Raw genomic sequence first — 20,738 nt, 5'->3', positions numbered from 1 at the left:
TAATGTTGAAAGTTTAGTAGATGTTGGTGAAAACTTGATGAAAGCATTTCTTTTGACACAAAAAAATCCACCTTATAGAATTGGTGGATTTTTGAAAAATAGTAATCAATCTTCAATCTTAATAATAGGCTTGGCTTTTGGATTCAGCCATTTGAGTGTGGTTAGGAGATCTTTCTCCTGAATGGCCACGCAGCCGAGCGTGTAACGAGTATTGCTGTTTTTAATGTGCAAAAAGATGGCACTCCCCGCACCGTTTATGATCGGTGCATCATTGTAGCGAATGATGACGGCATATTTATATAACGGATGGGTCAGACGTTCATAGGATTTCCATCTTTGATAGGGATTTCCGGTATAATGAATCCATTTGTTATAGTCATTGGATGCGGTCGAGTCAATCCAGTAATCATATTTTCCTGCATGAAGAAATGGATATGTCATACCTGACGGCTTCGTCCCCCAGCCAAATGCATTCCCGAGCAGGAATGTTCCTTTTGGAGTCAGACTGTCACCTTCCCTTGTTTTGCCTACTCCTTTTTTACCGACAACGGCAGCGAACGCTTGGGACACCTTCACCCATTTGCCGCTCTTCTTTATATATCGCTGAAGGGTCGCTTTTGTTTTATCCTGGCTTGATTCCTTTACAAGCAGCATTTGACCTGCCGCTTGTTCAAGATTCTTATCCCGGACACACATGGCCAACTGTTTCAGCTTCGAGCTTACCATATCTAGTTTTATGTTTTGGTTATTTGTCGCAAACACGCCATTGCCCAAATCCAATCTGCCGGACTGGATGGAATAGACACGAAATTTTTCGTCAGGTTTAGCAGTTCTGATCTTACTTTTATCTACTTTATAAAGAAGTGTATTTTTTAAAACCGTCATTCTGGCAATCTGGTAGGGTTTCACTTCATCCTTCCCCAGCCACAGTTTCGTCCCCGCTTTTACGGTTGTACATGGGTTCACAGTTGCCGCCGCCGCGGAAAGCCCGTTCCCGCTTGAAATCCACATGGTGCAAACTGTAAGCATTATGACAATTATTTTAAGTTTCATTCCCTTATGCCCCTTCTCGATGATTTTCCATCTTTGATTCTACCATAGTAAGGAACCCTGTGAAATCGGAAGTGGACGACAAGAACTAATAATGGACGCAATGAAAACCAGTAATTTTTTCCAAATAAGGTTGACATTAGTTCAAAAACGGATTATTATCATTATTGAAAATGATAATAATGAAACCAACAAGGTGATTCTAATGAACGAAAAAGCAAATTTAATCCTACATCCAGTTAGAATGAGCATAATTCAAGTTTTGGTTGGCGGCAGAAAGCTTACCGTACAGGAAATGGGAAAATATTTAACCAATGTCCCTCAAGCGACCCTTTATCGCCATTTAAATAAACTTGTCGATGGAGGAATTATTGAAAGTGTTGAACAAAATCAAGTACGTGGAGCGGTTGAAAAGGTCTATGCGTTGTCAAGCAACAGCGCTATTACCACAAAGGAATTTATGGAAAGCTCAAAAGAAGAAAAGCTGGGAGTCTTTATCCAGTTTGTGAATGGATTAATCAACAGCTTCGGAAGTTATTTAGAACAGGAAAATATTGATTTGGTTAAGGACGGGATGAGCTTTAGACAGGTGGATCTTCATTTGAGTGACCAGGAGTTTGTCGAGTTTGTTCAAAGCCTTAGAGCAGTCTATCAAAAATATATGCAAAATACACCTGAAAAGGATCGAAAAAAAAGGACCGTTGCGACTATTATGATCCCCGAAGCGGGAAAAGGAGCGATTCGAAAATGAGTTACCAAATAAGAGAAGAGAATGTAATCATTCAAAGTATTGTAAAATTAGCCGGTACATTAACCATTCCCGTTGCTGGTGATGAGGAATACCCCGCTGTTCTGATCATACCTGGCAGTGGAGGCAGTGATCGTGATGGAAACAGCGGCAAATTTAATATGGGAATTTATAAGGATTTGGCTGATTTTCTTACAGGTCTTGGTTTTGTGACGCTGCGCTATGACAAACGAGGCACCCATCAAAGTGAAGGTGATCCCTATACTCGCGGATTCCTAGATTTGGCAGACGATGCAACCGCTGCACTTCGTTTTCTCAAGCAGCATCCGAAGGTAAATGCAAGTAAAACCGTAATCCTTGGCCACAGCGAGGGGGCACAGCTTACGCCTGCTGTTTATGTTCAGGAGCAATCGGCTGGAGTGGTCCTATTATGCGGGGGTGCCATGGGGATGCAGGAAATTATAAATTGGCAGCGTCAGCAGGGGTTAGATGCCCTTAATGATCTCGGAGGATTTAAGGGTTGGCTTATTCGAACGCTTAAAGCTACCGAAAAGGCAAAAAAGTTTAACTTCAAATTTGATAAAAGAGTAATGAACAGCGCTTCTGACACTATCAGATTAGCCGGAAGGAAATTTCCCGCAAAATGGCTTCGGGAATTTTATCAATATGATGTACTCGAAGACCTACGTCAGATCACCTGCCCCGTTCTGGTTATCGCGGGTGATAAGGATTGTCAGGTTCCGCTTGCAGCAAGCGAACAAGTCCTTCCAACTGTGGCAGGCTTGGCTGAGCTTCATGTGATTAAAAACATGACCCATATATTAAAAAGCTTATCCGGCAAAATGGATGCCGCCAATCCGATTAAGATTTATAAACCGTTGTTATCTGAACCACTTGCAGAGGAATTGAAAACTTGTTTGTCCACATGGATGAGTGACCATCTCCTTACTAAAGTTACTGACGACCAGCAAATTGTTGGCAATTAGATATCGAAAAAAATAGTAAACCCCTACTCAACTGAATAGGGGCTTTTTTGTATGACTGTGCTATTTAGTTGGTTATGGGCATAAAATGCATAACTTTTATAATAGTTTTTGCACTTCTTTATACCCTTTATCAAGTAAATCTATATCTCCAGACCATATTTGAAATTTATCATAATTTCCTTCAACCGTATTAAATACTTGATCAACGTTATAATCAATATACTCAAGACTACGAAGCTTAATTAAATGATGTGTAGCTTGACCGTTATTTTCAAATCCCAGATTTCTAAATTTTATTGGCTGATCATAGTTGTATTTTAATTCATAAAGAACAAATAAAATCTTTTGTTCACGATCATTTAACACATTATCACCCTCTCATCCTTCAAATTTACAAAGTCATAAACAATGTGAATTAGGGACCATTTCATTTTAAACAATTAAAAACAATTGTTTTTCGTTTTCCTAAACGATTACAATTACGAGTATTCTAAACTCCCAAAATTAATTTTCCCTTAACAAAAAAATTTTTTAATTAATTTTTGATTAATAAAGAAGCCACTCTTCGGAACTGTTGACAAATTAAGGTCCAAAGCAAAATGAAGACCACAAAAAAAGGACCGCATTTGACTGCGGCCCAACCCAAATCTAATCAATATCACTCCACTCTTCAATATAGGGGTCTTCAAAAATATTATACTTATTCGTATCCGTTCCTCTACAAGATTCACAAGTCCAACACTCACCATTGAAAGTAAATATTGTGTCCTGATAACAATTAAGACAAAATTCTTCAACTGTTATAACCATTTTCTTAATCCCCCTTCCAAAATTGAAAAAATGATTCCTTTATATTTATTATACTATTTATTAAAAATCTTTAACTTAGCTTTTAACAACAAAATATAAATCTTTTGTGAATTTCTTAACAATGTTTTGAGGCGATATAAAAAAACTTCCACCCTATGTTAATGGTGGAAGTCTGCATTCTTATAATGATGTGGTTGTGAAATTGTAATCCTGCGGACTTGTTTTGTCCACTCCCTTCTTTACCCCAAAAGCGCGGAATACGAGGGTAAGGACAATAGCAGCCGCAAAGTTAAGAATAAGAGCGTAAACTGCCGCGTATGCCGAAATAACTGTGCCGCCAATGTGAAGCGGGTAAACAGATGTGAATCCCTGAGCGGTAGCCATATAAGTACCCGAGACCATTCCGATCACCCAGCCTACAAGAAGGGCGGAACGATGGAACCAACTGGTGTATAGCCCGACAATAACAGCTGGCAGTGTTTGCAGAATCCAGATACCGCCGAGCAGCTGAAGGTTAATCGCGTACTGGGTTGGAAGAAAAATAATAAAGAAGAGCGCGCCCACTTTCACGATCAGCGATACGTATTTGGCCATGCTGGATTCTTGTTTTGGCGTACAGTTCGGATTGATGTATTCACGATATATATTTCGCGTAAATAAATTCGAAGCGGCGATCGACATGATCGCTGCCGGTACTAGAGCCCCTATGGCGATTGCGGCAAAAGCAAATCCGGAAAACCAATCTGGAAACATCTTTAAAAAGAGCAAAGGTACCGCACTGTTCGGTGTCTTTGTTTGAATCCCAGCTGCAATGGCCATAAAGCCTAAAAGAGCGATAATGCCGAGAATGAAGGAATATGCCGGCAAGAGCGCTGCATTCCGTTTAATAACATTCCGGCTGTTGGAACTGAGCACACCGGTAAGTGAATGTGGATACAAAAATAAAGCGAGTGCCGAGCCCAATGCAAGAGTCGCATACGGCATATAGGCTGCAGGGCCCAAGTTGATGCTCCCCGGTGGCGTGTGTGTAGGCAATGCCGCTGCTGCCGCGCTAAAAATATGGCCGAAGCCCCCGAGTTTCATCGGAATAATGATGATTGCTGCAATGACGGTAATGTAAATCATTAAGTCTTTAACAATCGCGATAACAGCCGGCGCACGAAGACCGCTTGTGTACGTATAAAGAGCCAGGATGGCAAACGCGATGATCAGAGGTATTTCCCCCTTAAATCCGTTCCCCGTAAGGCCCATCGCCGCAAGAACAGTCTGCATCCCCACGAGCTGTAAAGCAATATAGGGCATGGTCGCCAGGATGCCTGTAAAAGTTACAGCCAGAGCAAGAGATCTGCTATCATAACGATCCCTAATGAAGTCTGAAATGGTTATGTACCCGTGTTTTTTCGCCACTGACCACAGTCTCGGCATCACAACAAAAACTAGCGGATAAATGATGATGGTGTAGGGTACGGAATAAAACCCGAGGGCCCCTTTACCGTACATGAGTGCAGGAACGGCAATGAAGGTGTAGGCTGTATAAAGATCTCCTCCTAGCAGAAACCAGGTGATGAGCGTTCCAAAACGCCTCCCGCCAAGTCCCCATTCATTGAGATGATTTAAGTCGGCCCGACGCCACCGGGCTGCATAGAATCCCATAATGGTCACGAGCGCAAAGAAAAAGATAAAAACAATAAGTGCCGGCCAATTCATACATGAACCCCTCTCCATAATAATATTTATTTATTGCGTGTCCCAAAATAAACAATGCCCGTTAATATCGCGCTGATCAAAACCCAAACAAACTGATACGTGTAGAAAAACGGGATGCCGAAAAACGATGATGTAGAATTAGAATAAAAAGGCGGCCAAAGTGTGGCAATAAACGGAATAATCAATAAGAGATACCAATTGCTCCACTCCGATTTGTGTTCATTTTCATTTCTCTCTTCCATTTTGCTCCCCCCTTTCTTATATAATAAAGTTGCATATATTTTTTGATACATGCTACTATTCTGAATTTTCCCACATTATTCCACTTGCGTCAATATGAAGGAAATAAGCTTCTATGCCTATTTTTTCAAAAAAATATTTACATTTATTTCATTGTATTCTATAATCTACCTTATAAAGTTATGGAAAGCGGGGGATGTACAATGTTGATTTTAATTCAATCACTCAATTTAATTGAATATTGTACACAGCCCGATGGTTTTTTCCAATAAATTTTCATTGGTTTATTCGATGAGGATCAGTTTGTTTGTATACTTTTTTCCTTCTTTCACATTGAGAATCCATGGGCTGTGTACTGGCTCATGGGTTTTTTGTCATGTTTTATTCCGGGGCCGTTTTACACGGCCCTTTTTCATGAAAAATATTCTTAAATACGGAGGAATTAGCATTGAATAAAGGACAATTTGGTTGGAAATCATCGTTCGAAGAATCCTTTTTGCCTTATAAAGAACAAGGTCTTGAAGTGGGTCGAGTGACTCTTGAACATAAAAAATTGTATCGAATTATAACCGAAAACGGAGAATTATTGGGAGAAGTGACGGGAAAGCTTCGTTATGATGCAGGTAGTCGCGGGGATTTCCCGGCAGTTGGGGATTGGGTTGTTATTTCCCCCAGATGGAATGAAGAGAAGGCATCAATCCATGCCATCCTCCCTCGTTTCAGTAAATTCTCTCGAAAAGAAGCTGGTTTGGTTACGGAAGAACAAATCGTTGCAACGAATGTGGATACAGTGTTTTTAGTAAATGCATTAAATCGTGATTTTAATGTAAGACGGATTGAACGCTATTTGATCATGGCATGGGAAAGCGGGTCCAATCCCGTGATTATCTTAAGTAAGGCAGACCTTTGCGAGGATTTAGAGGATAAAATCCAAGAAGTGGAGTCGGTTGCCTTTGGAATCCCGGTTCATGTCATAAGTGCTGTAGATGGCAGAGGAATGGATGAACTTGCTCCATATGTTTCAGGAGGAAAAACGGTGGCCCTATTAGGATCATCAGGTGCAGGCAAGTCGACTTTAACGAATTATTTAATAGGAGAAGACAAACAGCTTGTGCAAGAGATCCGTGAAGGAGATGACCGCGGCCGCCATACCACCACACATCGGGAATTAATCGTCTTGCCAACCGGCGGAATTCTGATCGATACCCCGGGGATGAGAGAGCTGCAGCTTTGGGAAGCCGATGATAGCTTCAGCCAAAGTTTTCAGGATGTCGAGGAGCTAGCTTTGCAGTGTCAATTTAGGGATTGTACCCATCATAAAGAACCTAACTGTGCAGTAAAAGAAGCGATCCACGACGGTTTATTAGATCAGAGAAGATTTGATAACTATATTAAGCTTCAAAAAGAGCTGGCTTATTTAGATCGAAAAGCAGATAAAAAAGCACAGTTAGCGGAAAAGGAAAAGTGGAAGAAAATTGCCGGAGATCGTACGCGGGTAAACAGACGTTGATAAAAGCATAAGACAGACCCTTCAATGGGTCGATGATTAGGATGAAATAGATATTACGATTTACTTGAATAGCTAAAAAGCCATGATTACTCATGGCTTTTTAGCGAATTTAATTATTTAAATCGTTTTAAAATCGGTGCTTATCTTTGAAGCAAAGATAAAAATTCTGCTCGTGCATCCGAATGATCGCCAAAAATACCCCGGACAGAAGAAGTAGTTGTGGAAGCACTAGTTTTTTTGATTCCTCTTCCACACATACACATGTGTTTTGCTTCAAGAATAACCATCGTTCCTTTTGGTTCAAGAATCTCTTCTATTGCGTTTGCAATCTGAGATGTGAGACGCTCTTGAACTTGAAATCTTTTTGCATATCCTTCAACCATACGGGCGATTTTTGAAAGTCCAGTAATTTTTTCATTTGGGATATATCCAACATGTGCAACTCCAAAAAAGGGAGCGAAATGATGTTCGCAAACCGAGTGAAATTCGATGTTTTTAACAAGGACAAGCTCTTGATGTTCTACATCAAACGTTTTTTCAAGATGGAGTTTAGGATCTTCCCGATAGCCTTCCGTATACTCGAGAAATGCTTTAAGGACACGGTAAGGAGTTTCTTCGAGGCCGTCCCGGTTTGGATCATCACCGCATAATTCGATCAAGTCCTTGACGCCTTCCATAAATTGATGACCTAGTTTCGTTTTTTTATTTAGTTCATGGTATTGTTCCATTACTTCCGGAAATTCTCTCGTAATTAATTGTTTAGCATCTACTGCCATTTATTTTTCCTCCTCTTTTTCCCTATTAATGTTGGTTAAGATGTAGGCTCTAGAGAGAAATAGGGATGGTCTTTATCTATCGGCTCGTCTATCAATACTCGAAAGACACACCGTCCATCCCCATTTTGGAATCGTTCTTCACGAATCACTCGATGCCCAAGTAAACGAGTAAGCATAGAAACGGTCACACTACAAAGAGCAGGACGTTCTTTGGCTACATTAAGGAAAGGACAGTTCCTTTCAACAAGGCTCAGGCGATCCCCAGATTTTTCAACATCCATAAAAGTGTCATTCTTAAAATAAATTTCCTTCAATGCTTCTACACGCTCTGCTAGATCCAGCCCTTGAAGACGAGGTTCCCACTCTCTAACTCGCGCCTCAGTCATTTTTGAAAGAACTTTTTGCAAAGCCTCTAACCCAAGCTGTTGAGAAACCGTATCAATGACTTCTAAAGTGAGAGAGTCATAATGTTTTGGGAATAAGTGTTCACCTTCTGATGTTAAGCTGTAGTGCATGGACGGACGTCCGCCACTGTTTCCTGAATCTCTTTTCAAAATTCCTTTAATCCAGCCTTCATGCTCAAGCTGCAAAAATTGCTGACGTACTGCTTCGCGCGTCATTTCTAACTTCGAAGCAATTTCCGCTATCGTTGCAGATCCGTTATTTTTAAGGTATTGAAGAATTATCTGACGAGTTTCCGATAGCTGCTCCACACGTAAACCCATTAATAAATTCCCCCTTCCTTTTACGGTAGTTTAATAAAATTATAATTTAGCATAACAAGTTATACAAGTTATAAATTGCATAACTTATATAAATAAATTATATTCATGATGAAGTGGAAAATTGATGGAATGAAACGATTGGACAGAATAAAAAAATTCCCACTTCTAATTAGTGGAAATTTTCATGGAATTCCATTACATTTTTCGTTTGCAGCCAACCCTATCTAATTCTTGTTCACACTGATCGCAGAAATTGCAGTGCTTTCCAATGCCTTTTTTTGCCCGTTAAGTAACTTTGGTAACACGAGAAGATAATAACAGCCAACCCCAATCATGAGAACCCCGATTGCGTAATAAATGGCATTCACTGTTACAAAGGCTGGAAAAATAATCGCAATGACTCCAAGTGATAAAGAGTGTGAGAAACTCATTAACGGATCAATCCAACCGGACACTCTTCCCATTAACTTCGGATCCACCAATTCCGTCAACCAGCCGGAAAGCGCTACGTTAACCGGAGCGAGGATAACACCGGTAATGAATACGATAACAAAATAGATCCATACATTCTCCAACATGCCCAGAACATAATTGAAAACACCTGTTAATAGGATTCCGCCAATCAAAACCCGATGAACCTTTAATCTTTGAATTACATAGCACTTGATGTCGTACTTTTTTCAGACAATTCTTCTTGGTTTTTCCCTTTTAAATTTACTAAAAGCACACCGAATATGGCTATGATACCGCCGATGATCGATATATTGTTTGGCAGTTCATGAATCCAAAACCAGGCGACAATGATCGCAACCACCGGTTCAAGATACAGCATGCTTGAAACAGAACTGGCTTTTCCCGCAGCAAGCGCTATGGCCCATGTAGCATATCCTATGGCCGTTGGGAATATCCCGATATAGACGGCAGATAAATTTGCCTCCATAGTTGCGTGCTGAATATCATGCAAGAGACCTGGGAAAAAAATAAAAAATGACAAGGTTCCAGCCCATGTGAAATAGGCAGTTAATTCTATTGATGTATAAAGGCTATACAGAGACTTTTGATAGACAAACATCACAGATGTCGCAAGCGCTGCGATGAGTATAAAGATGGCCTCTTTAGAAATTGTAAAAGAATGATTGGATGAACCCAAGGTAATAATGAAGATCCCAACAAAGCCGATGGCTAATCCAGCCCATCCCCATTTCCCAAGCTTTTCTTTTAATACAATGACTGCAAGAAGTGCGGTAAAGATTGGTCCTGAGCCAATCAGCATCCCAGCAGTACCAGCAGAAACCGTTCGTTCACCAAATGTAACCCCTAGATGATAGATGCTGATCCCAATCAAGCCAAGTATGATTATTTTGAAAAGATCTTTCAATTTAGGGAGCCGGAAATGAACACCTGGCCAACAAGCATAGATGACAAAAAGTGCAGAAGCAATCAAGTACCGAATAAGAATCAAATGCCCTGCCGAATAGCCACCCATTAATCCAACCCGAATCGCTGTAAAAGAAGACCCCCAAATCAATACTGTAAAAAAGGCGATACAAAATGCTTTCGTATTCAATTTTCTTCCCCCTCATCCCCATAACACAATCCCAAGCGTATCATGGTCGGTGGATTGGTGCAATAATAAAATGGTGAAGTATTAGCATGCAAAAATAGCAGGACAATCCTGCTATTTATTCAAGAGGCTAAACTCCATCTAAAATATTTTCATATAATGATATTTTTTTCAATAATATCCCCTACCTAAAAAAACTAACTTTTATTTACGTTAATATTTCCACTTTTAGGCGATAATAAGAACGGTATAATCCCAAGAAGGAGCTTGAGTAAGTATGAATTTAGAGAATTTTAGCGATATGGATTTTATGAGAGAAGATTCCTTGGATCTTCATGAAAATAAGGACGGGGACCTTCAAGAAAAGTCAAACCCATTATTAAATGCTCTAAAGGAATCAAATGAAGTAAATGAACGTTTGATTAAAGTGCTAGAAGAAGTAATGAACCAAAATGGATTATCATCCTTTTTAGAAATGAATGACGGGGCAAGTACAGAAGATTATTTTTCCTATATCGCTAAACAGGCATTGGAAGGGGAGGACTGAATATGGTTCGAATCCATATAAATGTTACCCACAAAATCGATCCTGTTAAAGAAAACAGAGCTGCATGTTCTGCAACTCTGCACCGAAAATTTAAATACCAATCTCCCTATCTTTTGTAAAACAGAAACAACGATATTCCTAGTAAAATAACTGCAATACCTCTATGCCAATCAAAAGGAATCTGTTTTCCACCAAAAAAGCCGAAATTATCAATAACCAAACTCATTAAAACTTGACCTAAAATCACAGACACCATGGTTGTAGCCACACCAATTTTCGGTACAGCCATTACCATGACCAGCACATAAAAAGCTCCTAATAAACCTCCAGTTAATTGCCATTTTGAAACTGAGAAGATGTCTAGCAAATTACCCTTACCAAAAAAAATGGTAAACAGTAATAACACTAATGAACCAATAGCAAAAGAAACAAATGCGCCTTCTATTACTCCTATTTTCTTTCCCAAACTACCATTGATTCCAGCTTGGGCACCGATAAATAATCCTCCAATAACGGCTAATATCGACATGAGCCAACTCACGATGATCCTCCTATGTATTAAGACTTCACAACAAGTTTATATGGAAAATTCTACCCTATGTATTATAACCAATGAAAGGAATATGCCCTCATATATTCAATACGATTGGACCGATTTTAACTCTCTTCGAATAAAATTAGCAGATATAGGGTTTAGCTTTAATTCTCTCGCCCGAATTGAGAGTTGACCAATGTGATGAATTTCATGTGCTATGATATGGTGTAGTATTTCATCCACTGTATATTTTTCTTCGTCCCAAGGAACACTCACAAGTTTCTCTTTTCGTTCTTCCAAATTCGTTTTTAAGAATTCAGCAATTTCATTTCGAAATCGCTCTGATAGTAATTTCACTTTCTCAGGCGTATTATAATCAGCAAATTTAACGACTACATCTTCTTTGCCTTGAATCCCCCGAAGCCAACTGTATTCCACATCAATAATATGGAAAATGGTATATAAAATACTTCCTACTCCCCCTTTACGATTTTTTACCAATTCTTCAATTGGGAGTTGATTGCACCAGTCCAACCATTCATCTCTTACTTGCCAGTTATATTCAAAAAATTTTATCAAAGGAACCCTCCCATTTCTTAAGCTAATTACTTCTTGAACAAATAAATATATTCCCTTTTCAAGGATCATTTTCCTGTGTATTCTTTGTATTTACTCTAATCAGACATAAAAAATATCCTCCTTTGCATGTTTGGAGGATTCCAAACTTACAAGGAGGATCTATAAACTGTATTTAATTACCGCATGTAATGCCAATCCTTATAAACTTTTCCGTTCAATTCAGTCATCACATGCTTGATTTGTGTATAATCTTCGAGTGCATACACGGACATGTCTTTGCCAAAGCCGCTCTGTTTATACCCACCGTGTGGCATTTCAGATACAATCGTGATATGGTCATTAATCCAAACGGTTCCCGCTTGAATTTTCGAAGCCATCCGATTGGCTTTAAATACGTCCTTGGTCCACACGGAAGCGGCTAAGCCGAACGGGGTATCATTGGCTAACTCAACAGCAAGTTCTTCCGTTTCAAAAGGCAGAACCACAAGAACGGGTCCAAACACCTCTTGTTGAACAATTTCCGAGTCTTGTAAGGCATCCACAATGACGGTAGGAAGAAAATAGGCACCGTTTGCTAAATCTGGATCCTCCGGCCGCTTTCCACCTGCTGCAACTTTGGCTCCAGATTGGACAGCACGCTGAACGTATCCTTCCACCTTGTCACGGTGTTCAAATGAAATCAGCGATCCCATTTCTGTCTCACGCTGCATCGGCAATCCCACTCGAATACGTTCAACCCTATCCACGAGTTTCTGTACAAAATCATCATAAATGGAGGCCTCTACATAAATTCGGGTAGCAGCGGTACAATCCTGCCCAGAATTAATAAAACCACCCATTGCAGCCCCCTGGACGGCTGCCTCCAAATCGGCATCTGCGAAAACAACAAAAGGAGCTTTCCCCCCCAGTTCTAAATGCAGCTTTTTCACTGTCGAGGCCGCCTGAGCCATGATGGTCTTACCCGTTTCAGTATCTCCGGTCAGAGAAATCATCCGAACATCCGGGTGACGAACCAACGCTTCTCCAACTGTTCGTCCAGGCCCCGTGACAACGTTCAGCACGCCTGCCGGAATGCCAGCCTCTTCCGCACACCGCGCCATCTCCAAGGTGGTAAGCGGTGTAATGGTTGCCGGTTTGATTACCACTGTGTTTCCGGCAGCTAGAGCCGGACCAAGTTTCCATACCCCCATATTCATCGGATAATTCCAAGGGGAAATGAGACCAATAACACCGAGCGGCTCTCTATGAATCGAGCTTTGATGGCCTGGTACATATTCCATTGTCGCCATACCCGGAAGCACTCTGGCAGCTGAAGCAAAAAATCGCAGATTATCAATCGAAAAGGGAATATCAAATGTCTCTGTCATAATAATGGGCTTGCCAGTTTGAGCCGTTTCGAGTTCTGCAAATTCTTCGGCACGCTTTTCCATAATATCTGCCCATTTAGTCAACAAGGCTGCACGCCCCGCTGGTCCCAGTTCTGCCCATGCAGGAAAAGCCCGTTTTGCAGAAAGAACCGCCTTGTTAAGTTCTTCTGTCCCACATTTCGAAACTTCCGCGACAAGCGCGCCTGTTGCAGGATTAACAACTGAAAAAGTTTCCTTTGTGTTAACCCATTCACCATCGATGTAACTGTAGTATCGTTTTACCAAACCAACTCACCTCAATTTCCCATCTAAATGTATGCTCCGCCAATTTGAATCAAATTTACAAGTCTAGAGCTTTAGTGATTGCATGTTCTGCACACTCAATGTCTTCATTGGTCGTTCCCCCACTGACACCAATCGCTCCAATTAAGTCGCCCGACGCATTCCAAATCGGAACACCCCCGCCAAAGATCACCATTCGTCCATCTAAATTGAACTGTAATCCATATAATTCGGCACCAGGGCGGCATAGTTCTCCTAATTTGTCGGTCGCTAGCCGGTTTACCAGCGCTGTATACGCTTTATCTTGAGCCAGTCGAATACTGACAATCTCGGCATTTTCATGACGACGAAATCCCAAAAGATTCCCTCCCGCATCGACGACTGCCACAGAGATCAGAATCCCTAAGTCTCGCCCCTTCGAAAGCGCAGCATCTAACATATGAACAATGATTTCTTCTGTTAGTTTCATCAGCCCACGTCCTATTCTGCATCCGCTAGAATCTTACCGATTTGTTCAAGACGCCCAGGATTACGTGCCAACCTATGAATGACAATGCCCCCTACAATGACGTACGCCACAATGATGTATGGAAACCAATTGTAAGGTGCGCTAGGTATTGGATAGATGGATCCGATAAGTGGGATAAATAGAATCAATGCTGCGATGATAGGCAGTATGATATGCTTGAATGGATGCCGTTTTTCATCCTTTTGCTTTGACTGGTAGCGAACGTACCCGAAGGCTGCCAGCATATAGACTGGAATAATCCCCAGGGTCAGCAAGGCACCTAGGTACCCGTAAGTATTGGAAGGCCCGACCGACAATCCCATGACAAGCAAGAGAAATATCGAAACCACAGATTGAATGATAATCGCGTTTGTTGGAGTTTTATATTTTTTGTGCACTTTTCCAATGGACGCAGGCAATATATTCTCGCGGCCCACGACATATATAACGCGAGCGACTGCATTGTGTACATTGATGGTTACCGCGAGAATACTGCTTAAGCCGGCAAGAGCAACAAGACCGACCAACGTCCCGTTACCAAATTTGGAGGCTAAAGTCACAAATGGTGAAGTGTCCGCAGCGAGTGCCTTCATATTCCCCAACCCAAATCCATTCACTTCCGCAAACGTCGAGAAACAATAGATAATCCCAACTAAGAGCGTGGATCCAATCAAAGCCCGGTACACGTTCTTACCTGGTTCGCGAACTTCCTCTGCCAGTGTTGTAGCGGCTTCAAAACCAACGAAGGAAAGGATTCCGTACACCATACCCAAAGCAATACCTGAGAAACCGGTCGGGCTTAACGAAGGATTAAAGACACTGGCGTGAACCCCGTTAAATCCACCCTTTGCAAGAATAATGAAGCACAGAACTAAAAGTACACCGACTTCTGCCAAGAACAGGATTAGACTTAGCTTTAGTGACTGTTTTGCACCCACCCAGGAAAGAACCAAAACAACCAACCATGCTGCCAAAGCAATAATAACCCATGAGATGTTAATATGAAGATATTGTTTTAGTAGAGTACTAGCTGTGATACCAAACAAGGCTTCTTCTGCAGGTTCCAACGTGCTGTAGCCAATAAACAGCAGCCAACCTGTAATAAATCCAGTGCGTGGTCCAAATCCCTTACTCGAGAATGTGTAAAATGCGCCTGCGCTCGGTGCAAGTTTACTAAAGTCTCCGATGGTATTTGCGAGAATTAAACAGGCTATCAATGAAATCAAAAAGCTAATAGGCATCGCTGCCCCGGCAAAACCAGCTGCATATCCAGTATTGAAGTACATAGACACTGCAGGACCCATTGTACCAGCAGACATTATCACCGCGTCCCAAACGGACAGGTTTCGAACAAGGCGGTGGCTGCTAGTGTTAGTGCTAACCTGTAAATCACTCATGCTTTCCTCTACCTCCATTAATAGAATTTTGTTAATAGTACAAATATTCTGAAGACTTAGGTGCAATATTTTTATCTTACTATAAAGGGGACAGCAAATCATTAGACAAAATGTAAAGTTTTTACTTTTTTCTTTAGACGTAATGTAAAATTTTATAAGTGAAAACTCTATTGATTTCTTGGACAGATAGGAAAAAATAATGCCACCCGGTAAGGTGGCTTTGTTTTAAATTAAATACGTTAGATGGCGAACCCTATTATTTATTTAAAAAAACCGTACCCATTGAAATGAGCAGGAGACCGATGAATGTATAGACTGAAATTTTTTGATGTAAAACCAAAATAGATAAGATAGTTACGAGTACAGCATATATCCCTGTTTGAATCCCCCCGAGCATTACTGTATTTCCAAATACTCTACTGCCTTGGATGAAACCCCAGGCCAAGGCAATGTTTCCTAAAAATGATACAGGAAGAAAATAGATATTAAATTTAATGCTGTCCTTTAAAGTGGGTTGAAAAAAATTCGCAGATAAAATGGGAAATAAGGAAAACACAATTGAACCAATTATAATCGCTCCAATAACAAGAAATTTCAAATGAACACCCCTAATATTTTTAGAAAATATTTTACCCTAAATTGTAATCGATCTTTTTTGTCTCCCATTTTATTACCTTTTAAGTGCATCATTATACTCATGCATAAATTATTTTCATAATAACTGTCTTCGACGAACCTGATCTGTTCGATAAACATGAAAAAAGCCGCCATAAATGGCAGCGTATTTTTCAAATAACATATTCTTCATTCAAATAAAAAAATCAATCTAAATAAAATTACTAACAATGTTAGCTGGATTTTTTTATTTATCGGATTTAGATTCGGCTTCCTTAATCTTGATTTTAATGATTTCTAAGCATTCCCATCTATACATAACGATTCCTCCTTAATAAAACTGACTAATTAGTTTATTTTATTAAACCATGAATTACCATTTTTTTCAATAGGCGATGAGGATTTTTTTAATTTGACTCTCCCCCATTCATATTTAGTCATTTCATCTGTTAAACCCTCAACATTAAATGCTTAAAACATCGGTAGTCTTATCCTTAATTGAGTAACCAGTGATATTTAAAATAAGCGGAGGTTTTTCGGTTATTTGCAAAATGGAGCTCGTTTCGGGGTAAATAAGGGGAGGAATTCCGGTTATGCAAAGGTAAATCCCCCATTTTCATGTTTTTCGAGTCAATAGGCGGAATCTCTCCGTCTATTTTTGTTATTTTCAGTGCTATTTCCAAATTAAGAGAGATTTCTCCGCTTATTTCTCAAACCAGGTGCTTAACTTGCCCCCCCCAACAGTTATGAGCGAAACCTCAAGAACCCAGATGAGGGAATGATTGTACCATTAATTCTTGCTTCAATATTCTTCCACTCCTGAATTCAACTTCATCTCCCTCCCCCCCTATTTCTGCAAAGATATGGGGGCTTTTCTTCCGTTTGTCTGCATAGAATGTAGACAAGGGTAAGTAGTCTCTCAATGAAAATAGTGAACCTGGAGGGAATAACCTAATGCATTTTATTGAAGATGTGAAAGATGTGAAATTTAGTTTTTTGGAGAAACCGCCGGCGTCGTCTATGACTTATGCCTTTGTTTATGTGAATAATCAAAACGAATACTATGCCGTTAAAAATGGAGAGCGTTTGACTCGCAGTGAGTTGAGGATTGGTAAATATAAAAAGGTTTATACCGTCAATATGCAGCAACAGACCATCACCTACAATGAGGAGGTCCCTTCAGCAACAAGAGGAAGAAGGTTTTCGGTCAATTTATTTATTGATATCGCCGTCGAACATCCGGAACGATTGGTTCAGCAAAATGCTGGGGAATTTAGCACCATTATTAACAATAATCTGCCCTTTTGGGTGGAGTCGGAAGCAAGATTTTTTCCTATTGAAGAGGAGCTGAGATTTGCCCGGCATATTGAAGAATTTTTTCAAAGCTCACCATTAGTCAAGGTGTTAAGAGAGGCTGGAATTGTTGTCCGAAATGTTCGGGTTTTGATCCGGCAAGGGTTTCGGGATCAACGCCATGATGAGGCGATTGCCGATTTGGACAGGAACGCTGAATTATCTGCCTATCAAGAGGCTCTGGACTTGGAGGAAGCCCGCCGGATTTCGGCCTCGATTAAAGAAGCCCTTGAAGCAGGTGATTTTATCACGGCAGGGAAACTTGGTGAAAAGAATGAAATGGCACACCGGTTAGTAGAATCGGAGTTTAGCCAAAATCAAACTTTCAAAAATGAGGTAAACAAACAACTATTAAACTTAATCAATGATCATTCCATCGGCCAGTTTGAGGCTGAACAAAGATTAGCCAAGCTAAAGAAACTATTCCCTTATCTCCCCGTCGATTTGGAAAAAATAAATAGAAAAAAACAAATTGATAGTCCAAAGAGAGAACTTCTATCCTATTTTAATAAAGGAGATTAGCGATTGTGGAATCCATTATCAATCAGCTGTTTTGGATCTGGTCACCAATTTCTGTCCTGCCGGAATGGTTGCGTATTTTATTGGTCCTCTTTGTGCTCCTGCAGCTCGCAAGGCTGATTTTGTTGTACATCGTTCCTCTCTTTCTAAACTTGTTGTGCCGTTTTTTGAAAAAAATGCTTTATTACCTTTCTTATCCAATCATGGCACTCATTTTCAACATGCAAAGGAGCCGGAGAAACGCAGAAAAAACAGGTATCCCCGCTTGGATTGATGTCATTGAAGGAATGTTTGCCTTGGCCGATCGTTTTTTCAACAAAATGATTCAGCTTTTCATGAAACAGAAAAGGAATAAGAAAAGGATTAAAAGATGGACCTTCTATTCTGCTACAGCTTTAGCGATGTTGCTTACTGCAGCAATCATGAACAATCCACATGAGTGGTATACACAAAAATGGAAGAATGCGGAGGGGTGGCTAAACCAAGATCACGTGCACATACAAGCATCCGGGGTTTCCGTTCATCAAAAAGAATTTATTTTAAATAAGATCTATGAAGAGGGCGGAAATATTCGTGAAGCTCCCGCTCTGACTGCACCTCGTCTATACACCATTACAAATGGAGAAATCATGCAATTTTTGAATGAGGAACAAGTAGATACCAAGGGCATTAAGTGGCTAAAAGTTCAAACGATTAACGGGATCGAAGGCTGGATTTCAGCCGCGATTGTAAAGGAAAAATAAATTATTTTTCAACTTAATGGCGCAATGAATGGAACAATTACCGGGAGATTATGATCCTTTATCCAGTTCATAGAAAATGCTTCTCATTCAAAAAGCCATCCTATCTGGATGGCTTTTTGATTACATAGATTCATGTTTTATTATTCTTGATGTAAATTTGCTTCATTAACTTACATTACTTTCTTCTAGTGCATGTTGCCAACTTGGATAGTAATACAAAGCACTTCGCATTAAATCAGGATAAAGTTGTTTGACCTCTTTTTTCCGTAATGATTTACCTTCGTTGTGCAACTTCTGGATCTGAGTAATGACTTCCTTTGATGTTAATGTAACACCCATTTTCCATTCCTCCTATTCCATTTTCATTACTATCTTTCCATTGGCTAAAAATAAAAGTGTAAACATAGTTGCCTATTCGTCTGCAACATGTTTAAACAAGGTTATCATAGATTCATATTGTGAAGCAACTAATACGGTATCTATCCTGACCTTGCATCACAAGAATTTAACTGGAACAATAAACAAGGCTTTAATTCTATTCTATTTGTTATAATCAAATTTCATTTTACAAATGAGGAGCTTCTTCTGTCCCATTTTTCAAAGTGAATTGATTGGAATTATCCCACGTTCCTAATGACTTGCCAGTAGTTTTAGGTGCAAGTAAAGCCACATCCAATATCACAATAAACATAGCAGCCGCAACAAAACTAAACATTACCCCTGCCCCACTGTGTTGTAAAACTGGCAATAAGATAAACGGCATTAAACCGCTCATGATCCGGCTAATGCTGTAGGCACCACCAGAGGCTGTTGCACGAATAGCAGTTGGGAAGATCTCCACCTGAAGAATATGATAGGCGTTTGAAAAAATATTGCTGACAACCGTATAGAGGAATCCAGCAACAATAATAAGGGTTGGTGAACCGGCCATACCGAACATAAGCCCGAATACAGCCATACCAAATGCGGCAAGAACCACCAGCCATTTACGGTCAATACGTTCCACTAATGGTACTGAAAGCAGCGAACCTAATGGATAGCCAATAAAGGACAAGGCTACATATTCAAGCGAGTGCGTAACTGTATACCCCTTTGCTGCAAGAACGATAGGAGCGAGGGTGCCAAACCCATAGTAACCAATCGTCTGAAAAATTTGGAATATATAAAGCATTACTGTGCTTTTAAGAAACGGCTTTTGAAAAATAGTGGAAACTGGGAGTTTTTCCTGCTCTTTTTTCTTTTGTAAATGGGAAGCTGAAAAATCAACCTTGCTCTGTTGGTAATTAGACCCTTCTGCAAATCTTTTAAAAATCTTTTCTGCTTCCTCCATACGTCCAACTGATGCTAACCAAAGGGGTGATTCTGGCAAATTACGGCCCCCAATAAAAACGATGACAGCTCCAATGGCACCGATTATAAATAACCATCTCCATCCCTCCACTCCAAGAGGTGAAAGCGGTACAATCCCACGGGCTAAAAACCCCTCAACTGGTACTGCAAGAAAAGACAATGTGTATGCCCAGGCAATACATTTTCCTCGTTTGGAAGCTGGTACAATTTCACTTAAATACGTATCACAAAGGGCTGGCTGGCAACCGAGTCCGAACCCGGCAATAAATCTAAACAAAATAATAAGCGTCACGTTAGGGCTAAGTGCAATTAGGAATGAAGCAATAGAATAAATGGAAAGATTGAGGATAAATACTTTTTTTCGGCCCAATTTATCAGCCAAACCACTTAGAAAAAGCGCACCGAAGAACATGCCCAGGAAACTCGATCCAAGTAAAAGAGGCATTATATTTGCGCTAATTTGGAATTTTTCTTGCAATACAGGAGATAACACCCCTGCTAAAAACAGCTCGAAAAATTCAAAAAATAAACCAACTCCAATTAAGGCTATTGCCTTTTTATGGGTATTCCCAATCTGAAGACTGCTCAATTTATTTCCGATTGATACTTCCATCACAATTCCCCCTAAATGTTGATTTGTTGTTCATCCTATTTAATAAGGAATAAATTTTAAATGTTTCATGGTACAAAAAACGTAAACTTCTAATCTGCCGTCCCATGGTGATGAACAAAGAACAGTTATTGCCAGTTTCAATTGACATATAACTCACATTCAGAATACGTCACACTCCTTATGATTCTTTCACCCCCTATGCTCAAGTGAATTA

22 protein-coding genes are annotated in these 20,738 nt (G+C 40.2%); 6 read left to right on the top strand and 16 right to left on the bottom strand.

Annotation, left to right across the window (positions count from 1 at the left end; genetic code table 11):
* Window positions 1-105: 105 nt before the first annotated feature.
* On the bottom strand, window positions 106-1,053 hold the full coding sequence (locus ACZ5XR_RS08660; RefSeq protein WP_464501257.1) for a L,D-transpeptidase family protein: 948 nt from the start codon (window positions 1,051-1,053) through the stop codon (window positions 106-108).
* Window positions 1,054-1,255: 202 nt separating this feature from the next.
* Here ACZ5XR_RS08660 and ACZ5XR_RS08655 point away from each other — a divergent pair, with 202 nt between their 5' ends.
* Complete coding sequence (locus ACZ5XR_RS08655; protein ID WP_464501256.1) at window positions 1,256-1,801, top strand: helix-turn-helix domain-containing protein; 546 nt, start codon at window positions 1,256-1,258, stop codon at window positions 1,799-1,801.
* Entirely contained in the window at window positions 1,798-2,784 is a 987-nt protein-coding gene (locus tag ACZ5XR_RS08650; RefSeq protein WP_464501255.1) for an alpha/beta hydrolase, read from the top strand. Before ACZ5XR_RS08655 ends, ACZ5XR_RS08650 begins: the two co-directional genes overlap by 4 nt.
* A gap of 96 nt (window positions 2,785-2,880) precedes the next feature.
* Here the strand turns inward: ACZ5XR_RS08650 and ACZ5XR_RS08645 are convergent, their stop codons facing one another.
* The 3 genes from ACZ5XR_RS08645 to ACZ5XR_RS08635 form a co-directional block, all read right to left on the bottom strand.
* Window positions 2,881-3,150, bottom strand: a complete 270-nt coding sequence (locus ACZ5XR_RS08645) for a hypothetical protein (RefSeq protein ID WP_464501254.1) — start codon at window positions 3,148-3,150, stop codon at window positions 2,881-2,883.
* Between the two features lie 624 nt (window positions 3,151-3,774).
* Window positions 3,775-5,301, bottom strand: a complete 1,527-nt coding sequence (gene mctP / locus ACZ5XR_RS08640; protein ID WP_464501253.1) for a monocarboxylate uptake permease MctP — start codon at window positions 5,299-5,301, stop codon at window positions 3,775-3,777.
* Window positions 5,302-5,327: 26 nt separating this feature from the next.
* A complete protein-coding gene (locus ACZ5XR_RS08635; protein ID WP_464501252.1) occupies window positions 5,328-5,543 on the bottom strand; it encodes a DUF3311 domain-containing protein in 216 nt (71 codons plus the stop codon).
* A gap of 446 nt (window positions 5,544-5,989) precedes the next feature.
* Between ACZ5XR_RS08635 and rsgA the strand changes: the two genes are divergently transcribed.
* A complete protein-coding gene (gene rsgA, locus ACZ5XR_RS08630) occupies window positions 5,990-7,051 on the top strand; it encodes a ribosome small subunit-dependent GTPase A (protein WP_464501251.1) in 1,062 nt (353 codons plus the stop codon).
* A 140-nt stretch (window positions 7,052-7,191) separates the two neighbouring features.
* Here rsgA and folE read toward each other — a convergent pair whose 3' ends face one another.
* From folE to ACZ5XR_RS08610, 4 genes are all read right to left on the bottom strand, one after another.
* The gene (gene folE / locus ACZ5XR_RS08625) at window positions 7,192-7,779 is read right to left on the bottom strand and encodes a GTP cyclohydrolase I FolE (RefSeq protein WP_464502264.1); all 588 of its coding nucleotides are present in this window, start codon (window positions 7,777-7,779) and stop codon (window positions 7,192-7,194) included.
* An 83-nt stretch (window positions 7,780-7,862) separates the two neighbouring features.
* Window positions 7,863-8,552, bottom strand: coding sequence for a helix-turn-helix transcriptional regulator (locus tag ACZ5XR_RS08620; protein WP_464501250.1), 690 nt, complete (start codon window positions 8,550-8,552; stop codon window positions 7,863-7,865).
* 224 nt (window positions 8,553-8,776) lie between these two features.
* Window positions 8,777-9,178: a hypothetical protein gene (locus tag ACZ5XR_RS08615; RefSeq protein ID WP_464501249.1), complete on the bottom strand. Its 402-nt coding sequence runs from the start codon at window positions 9,176-9,178 to the stop codon at window positions 8,777-8,779.
* 26 nt (window positions 9,179-9,204) lie between these two features.
* Window positions 9,205-10,119 (bottom strand): DMT family transporter, encoded by a 915-nt coding sequence (locus ACZ5XR_RS08610; protein ID WP_464501248.1) that lies wholly within the window; start codon window positions 10,117-10,119, stop codon window positions 9,205-9,207.
* Between the two features lie 274 nt (window positions 10,120-10,393).
* On the opposite strand from ACZ5XR_RS08610, the gene ACZ5XR_RS08605 reads away from it, so the two are divergent.
* Window positions 10,394-10,663 (top strand): hypothetical protein, encoded by a 270-nt coding sequence (locus ACZ5XR_RS08605; RefSeq protein ID WP_464501247.1) that lies wholly within the window; start codon window positions 10,394-10,396, stop codon window positions 10,661-10,663.
* A gap of 106 nt (window positions 10,664-10,769) precedes the next feature.
* Here the strand turns inward: ACZ5XR_RS08605 and ACZ5XR_RS08600 are convergent, their stop codons facing one another.
* The 6 genes from ACZ5XR_RS08600 to ACZ5XR_RS08575 all read right to left on the bottom strand — a co-directional run bounded on the left by ACZ5XR_RS08600 (window position 10,770) and on the right by ACZ5XR_RS08575 (window position 15,929).
* Window positions 10,770-11,204 carry a DMT family transporter gene (locus ACZ5XR_RS08600; RefSeq protein WP_464501246.1) on the bottom strand — a complete coding sequence of 145 codons (435 nt, stop codon included), beginning with the start codon at window positions 11,202-11,204 and terminating at the stop codon, window positions 10,770-10,772.
* 96 nt (window positions 11,205-11,300) lie between these two features.
* Window positions 11,301-11,777, bottom strand: a complete 477-nt coding sequence (locus ACZ5XR_RS08595; protein ID WP_464501245.1) for a DinB family protein — start codon at window positions 11,775-11,777, stop codon at window positions 11,301-11,303.
* 176 nt (window positions 11,778-11,953) lie between these two features.
* The gene (locus ACZ5XR_RS08590) at window positions 11,954-13,429 is read right to left on the bottom strand and encodes a gamma-aminobutyraldehyde dehydrogenase (RefSeq protein WP_464501244.1); all 1,476 of its coding nucleotides are present in this window, start codon (window positions 13,427-13,429) and stop codon (window positions 11,954-11,956) included.
* A 55-nt stretch (window positions 13,430-13,484) separates the two neighbouring features.
* Window positions 13,485-13,895 carry a GlcG/HbpS family heme-binding protein gene (locus ACZ5XR_RS08585; protein ID WP_464501243.1) on the bottom strand — a complete coding sequence of 137 codons (411 nt, stop codon included), beginning with the start codon at window positions 13,893-13,895 and terminating at the stop codon, window positions 13,485-13,487.
* A gap of 11 nt (window positions 13,896-13,906) precedes the next feature.
* Complete coding sequence (locus ACZ5XR_RS08580) at window positions 13,907-15,331, bottom strand: APC family permease (RefSeq protein ID WP_464501242.1); 1,425 nt, start codon at window positions 15,329-15,331, stop codon at window positions 13,907-13,909.
* 256 nt (window positions 15,332-15,587) lie between these two features.
* Window positions 15,588-15,929 (bottom strand): hypothetical protein, encoded by a 342-nt coding sequence (locus ACZ5XR_RS08575; protein ID WP_464501241.1) that lies wholly within the window; start codon window positions 15,927-15,929, stop codon window positions 15,588-15,590.
* Between the two features lie 971 nt (window positions 15,930-16,900).
* On the opposite strand from ACZ5XR_RS08575, the gene ACZ5XR_RS08570 reads away from it, so the two are divergent.
* Window positions 16,901-17,821, top strand: coding sequence for a hypothetical protein (locus ACZ5XR_RS08570; protein WP_464501240.1), 921 nt, complete (start codon window positions 16,901-16,903; stop codon window positions 17,819-17,821).
* Between the two features lie 5 nt (window positions 17,822-17,826).
* Window positions 17,827-18,561, top strand: coding sequence for an SH3 domain-containing protein (locus tag ACZ5XR_RS08565; RefSeq protein WP_464501239.1), 735 nt, complete (start codon window positions 17,827-17,829; stop codon window positions 18,559-18,561).
* 165 nt (window positions 18,562-18,726) lie between these two features.
* Here the strand turns inward: ACZ5XR_RS08565 and ACZ5XR_RS08560 are convergent, their stop codons facing one another.
* Both ACZ5XR_RS08560 and ACZ5XR_RS08555 read right to left on the bottom strand, forming a co-directional pair.
* Window positions 18,727-18,900: a hypothetical protein gene (locus ACZ5XR_RS08560; RefSeq protein WP_464501238.1), complete on the bottom strand. Its 174-nt coding sequence runs from the start codon at window positions 18,898-18,900 to the stop codon at window positions 18,727-18,729.
* Window positions 18,901-19,126: 226 nt separating this feature from the next.
* Entirely contained in the window at window positions 19,127-20,524 is a 1,398-nt protein-coding gene (locus ACZ5XR_RS08555) for an MFS transporter (protein ID WP_464501237.1), read from the bottom strand.
* Window positions 20,525-20,738: the final 214 nt, after the last annotated feature.

Source organism: Neobacillus sp. Fa239 (genome assembly GCF_055395235.1).
Note: the sequence above shows the minus strand (reverse complement) of the source record. Positions and strands in the feature narration are given on the sequence as shown.

Excerpts from the sequence above, each read along its gene's own strand:
- ACZ5XR_RS08660 (WP_464501257.1), bottom strand. The coding sequence starts at position 1,053 with ATGAAACTTAAAATAATTGTCATAATGCTTACAGTTTGCACCATGTGG.
- ACZ5XR_RS08655 (WP_464501256.1), top strand. The coding sequence starts at position 1,256 with ATGAACGAAAAAGCAAATTTAATCCTACATCCAGTTAGAATGAGCATA.
- ACZ5XR_RS08650 (WP_464501255.1), top strand. The coding sequence starts at position 1,798 with ATGAGTTACCAAATAAGAGAAGAGAATGTAATCATTCAAAGTATTGTA.
- mctP (WP_464501253.1), bottom strand. The coding sequence starts at position 5,301 with ATGAATTGGCCGGCACTTATTGTTTTTATCTTTTTCTTTGCGCTCGTG.
- ACZ5XR_RS08635 (WP_464501252.1), bottom strand. The coding sequence starts at position 5,543 with ATGGAAGAGAGAAATGAAAATGAACACAAATCGGAGTGGAGCAATTGG.
- folE (WP_464502264.1), bottom strand. The coding sequence starts at position 7,779 with ATGGAACAATACCATGAACTAAATAAAAAAACGAAACTAGGTCATCAA.
- ACZ5XR_RS08620 (WP_464501250.1), bottom strand. The coding sequence starts at position 8,552 with ATGGGTTTACGTGTGGAGCAGCTATCGGAAACTCGTCAGATAATTCTT.
- ACZ5XR_RS08605 (WP_464501247.1), top strand. The coding sequence starts at position 10,394 with ATGAATTTAGAGAATTTTAGCGATATGGATTTTATGAGAGAAGATTCC.
- ACZ5XR_RS08585 (WP_464501243.1), bottom strand. The coding sequence starts at position 13,895 with ATGAAACTAACAGAAGAAATCATTGTTCATATGTTAGATGCTGCGCTT.
- ACZ5XR_RS08580 (WP_464501242.1), bottom strand. The coding sequence starts at position 15,331 with ATGAGTGATTTACAGGTTAGCACTAACACTAGCAGCCACCGCCTTGTT.
- ACZ5XR_RS08570 (WP_464501240.1), top strand. The coding sequence starts at position 16,901 with ATGCATTTTATTGAAGATGTGAAAGATGTGAAATTTAGTTTTTTGGAG.
- ACZ5XR_RS08560 (WP_464501238.1), bottom strand. The coding sequence starts at position 18,900 with ATGGGTGTTACATTAACATCAAAGGAAGTCATTACTCAGATCCAGAAG.
- ACZ5XR_RS08555 (WP_464501237.1), bottom strand. The coding sequence starts at position 20,524 with ATGGAAGTATCAATCGGAAATAAATTGAGCAGTCTTCAGATTGGGAAT.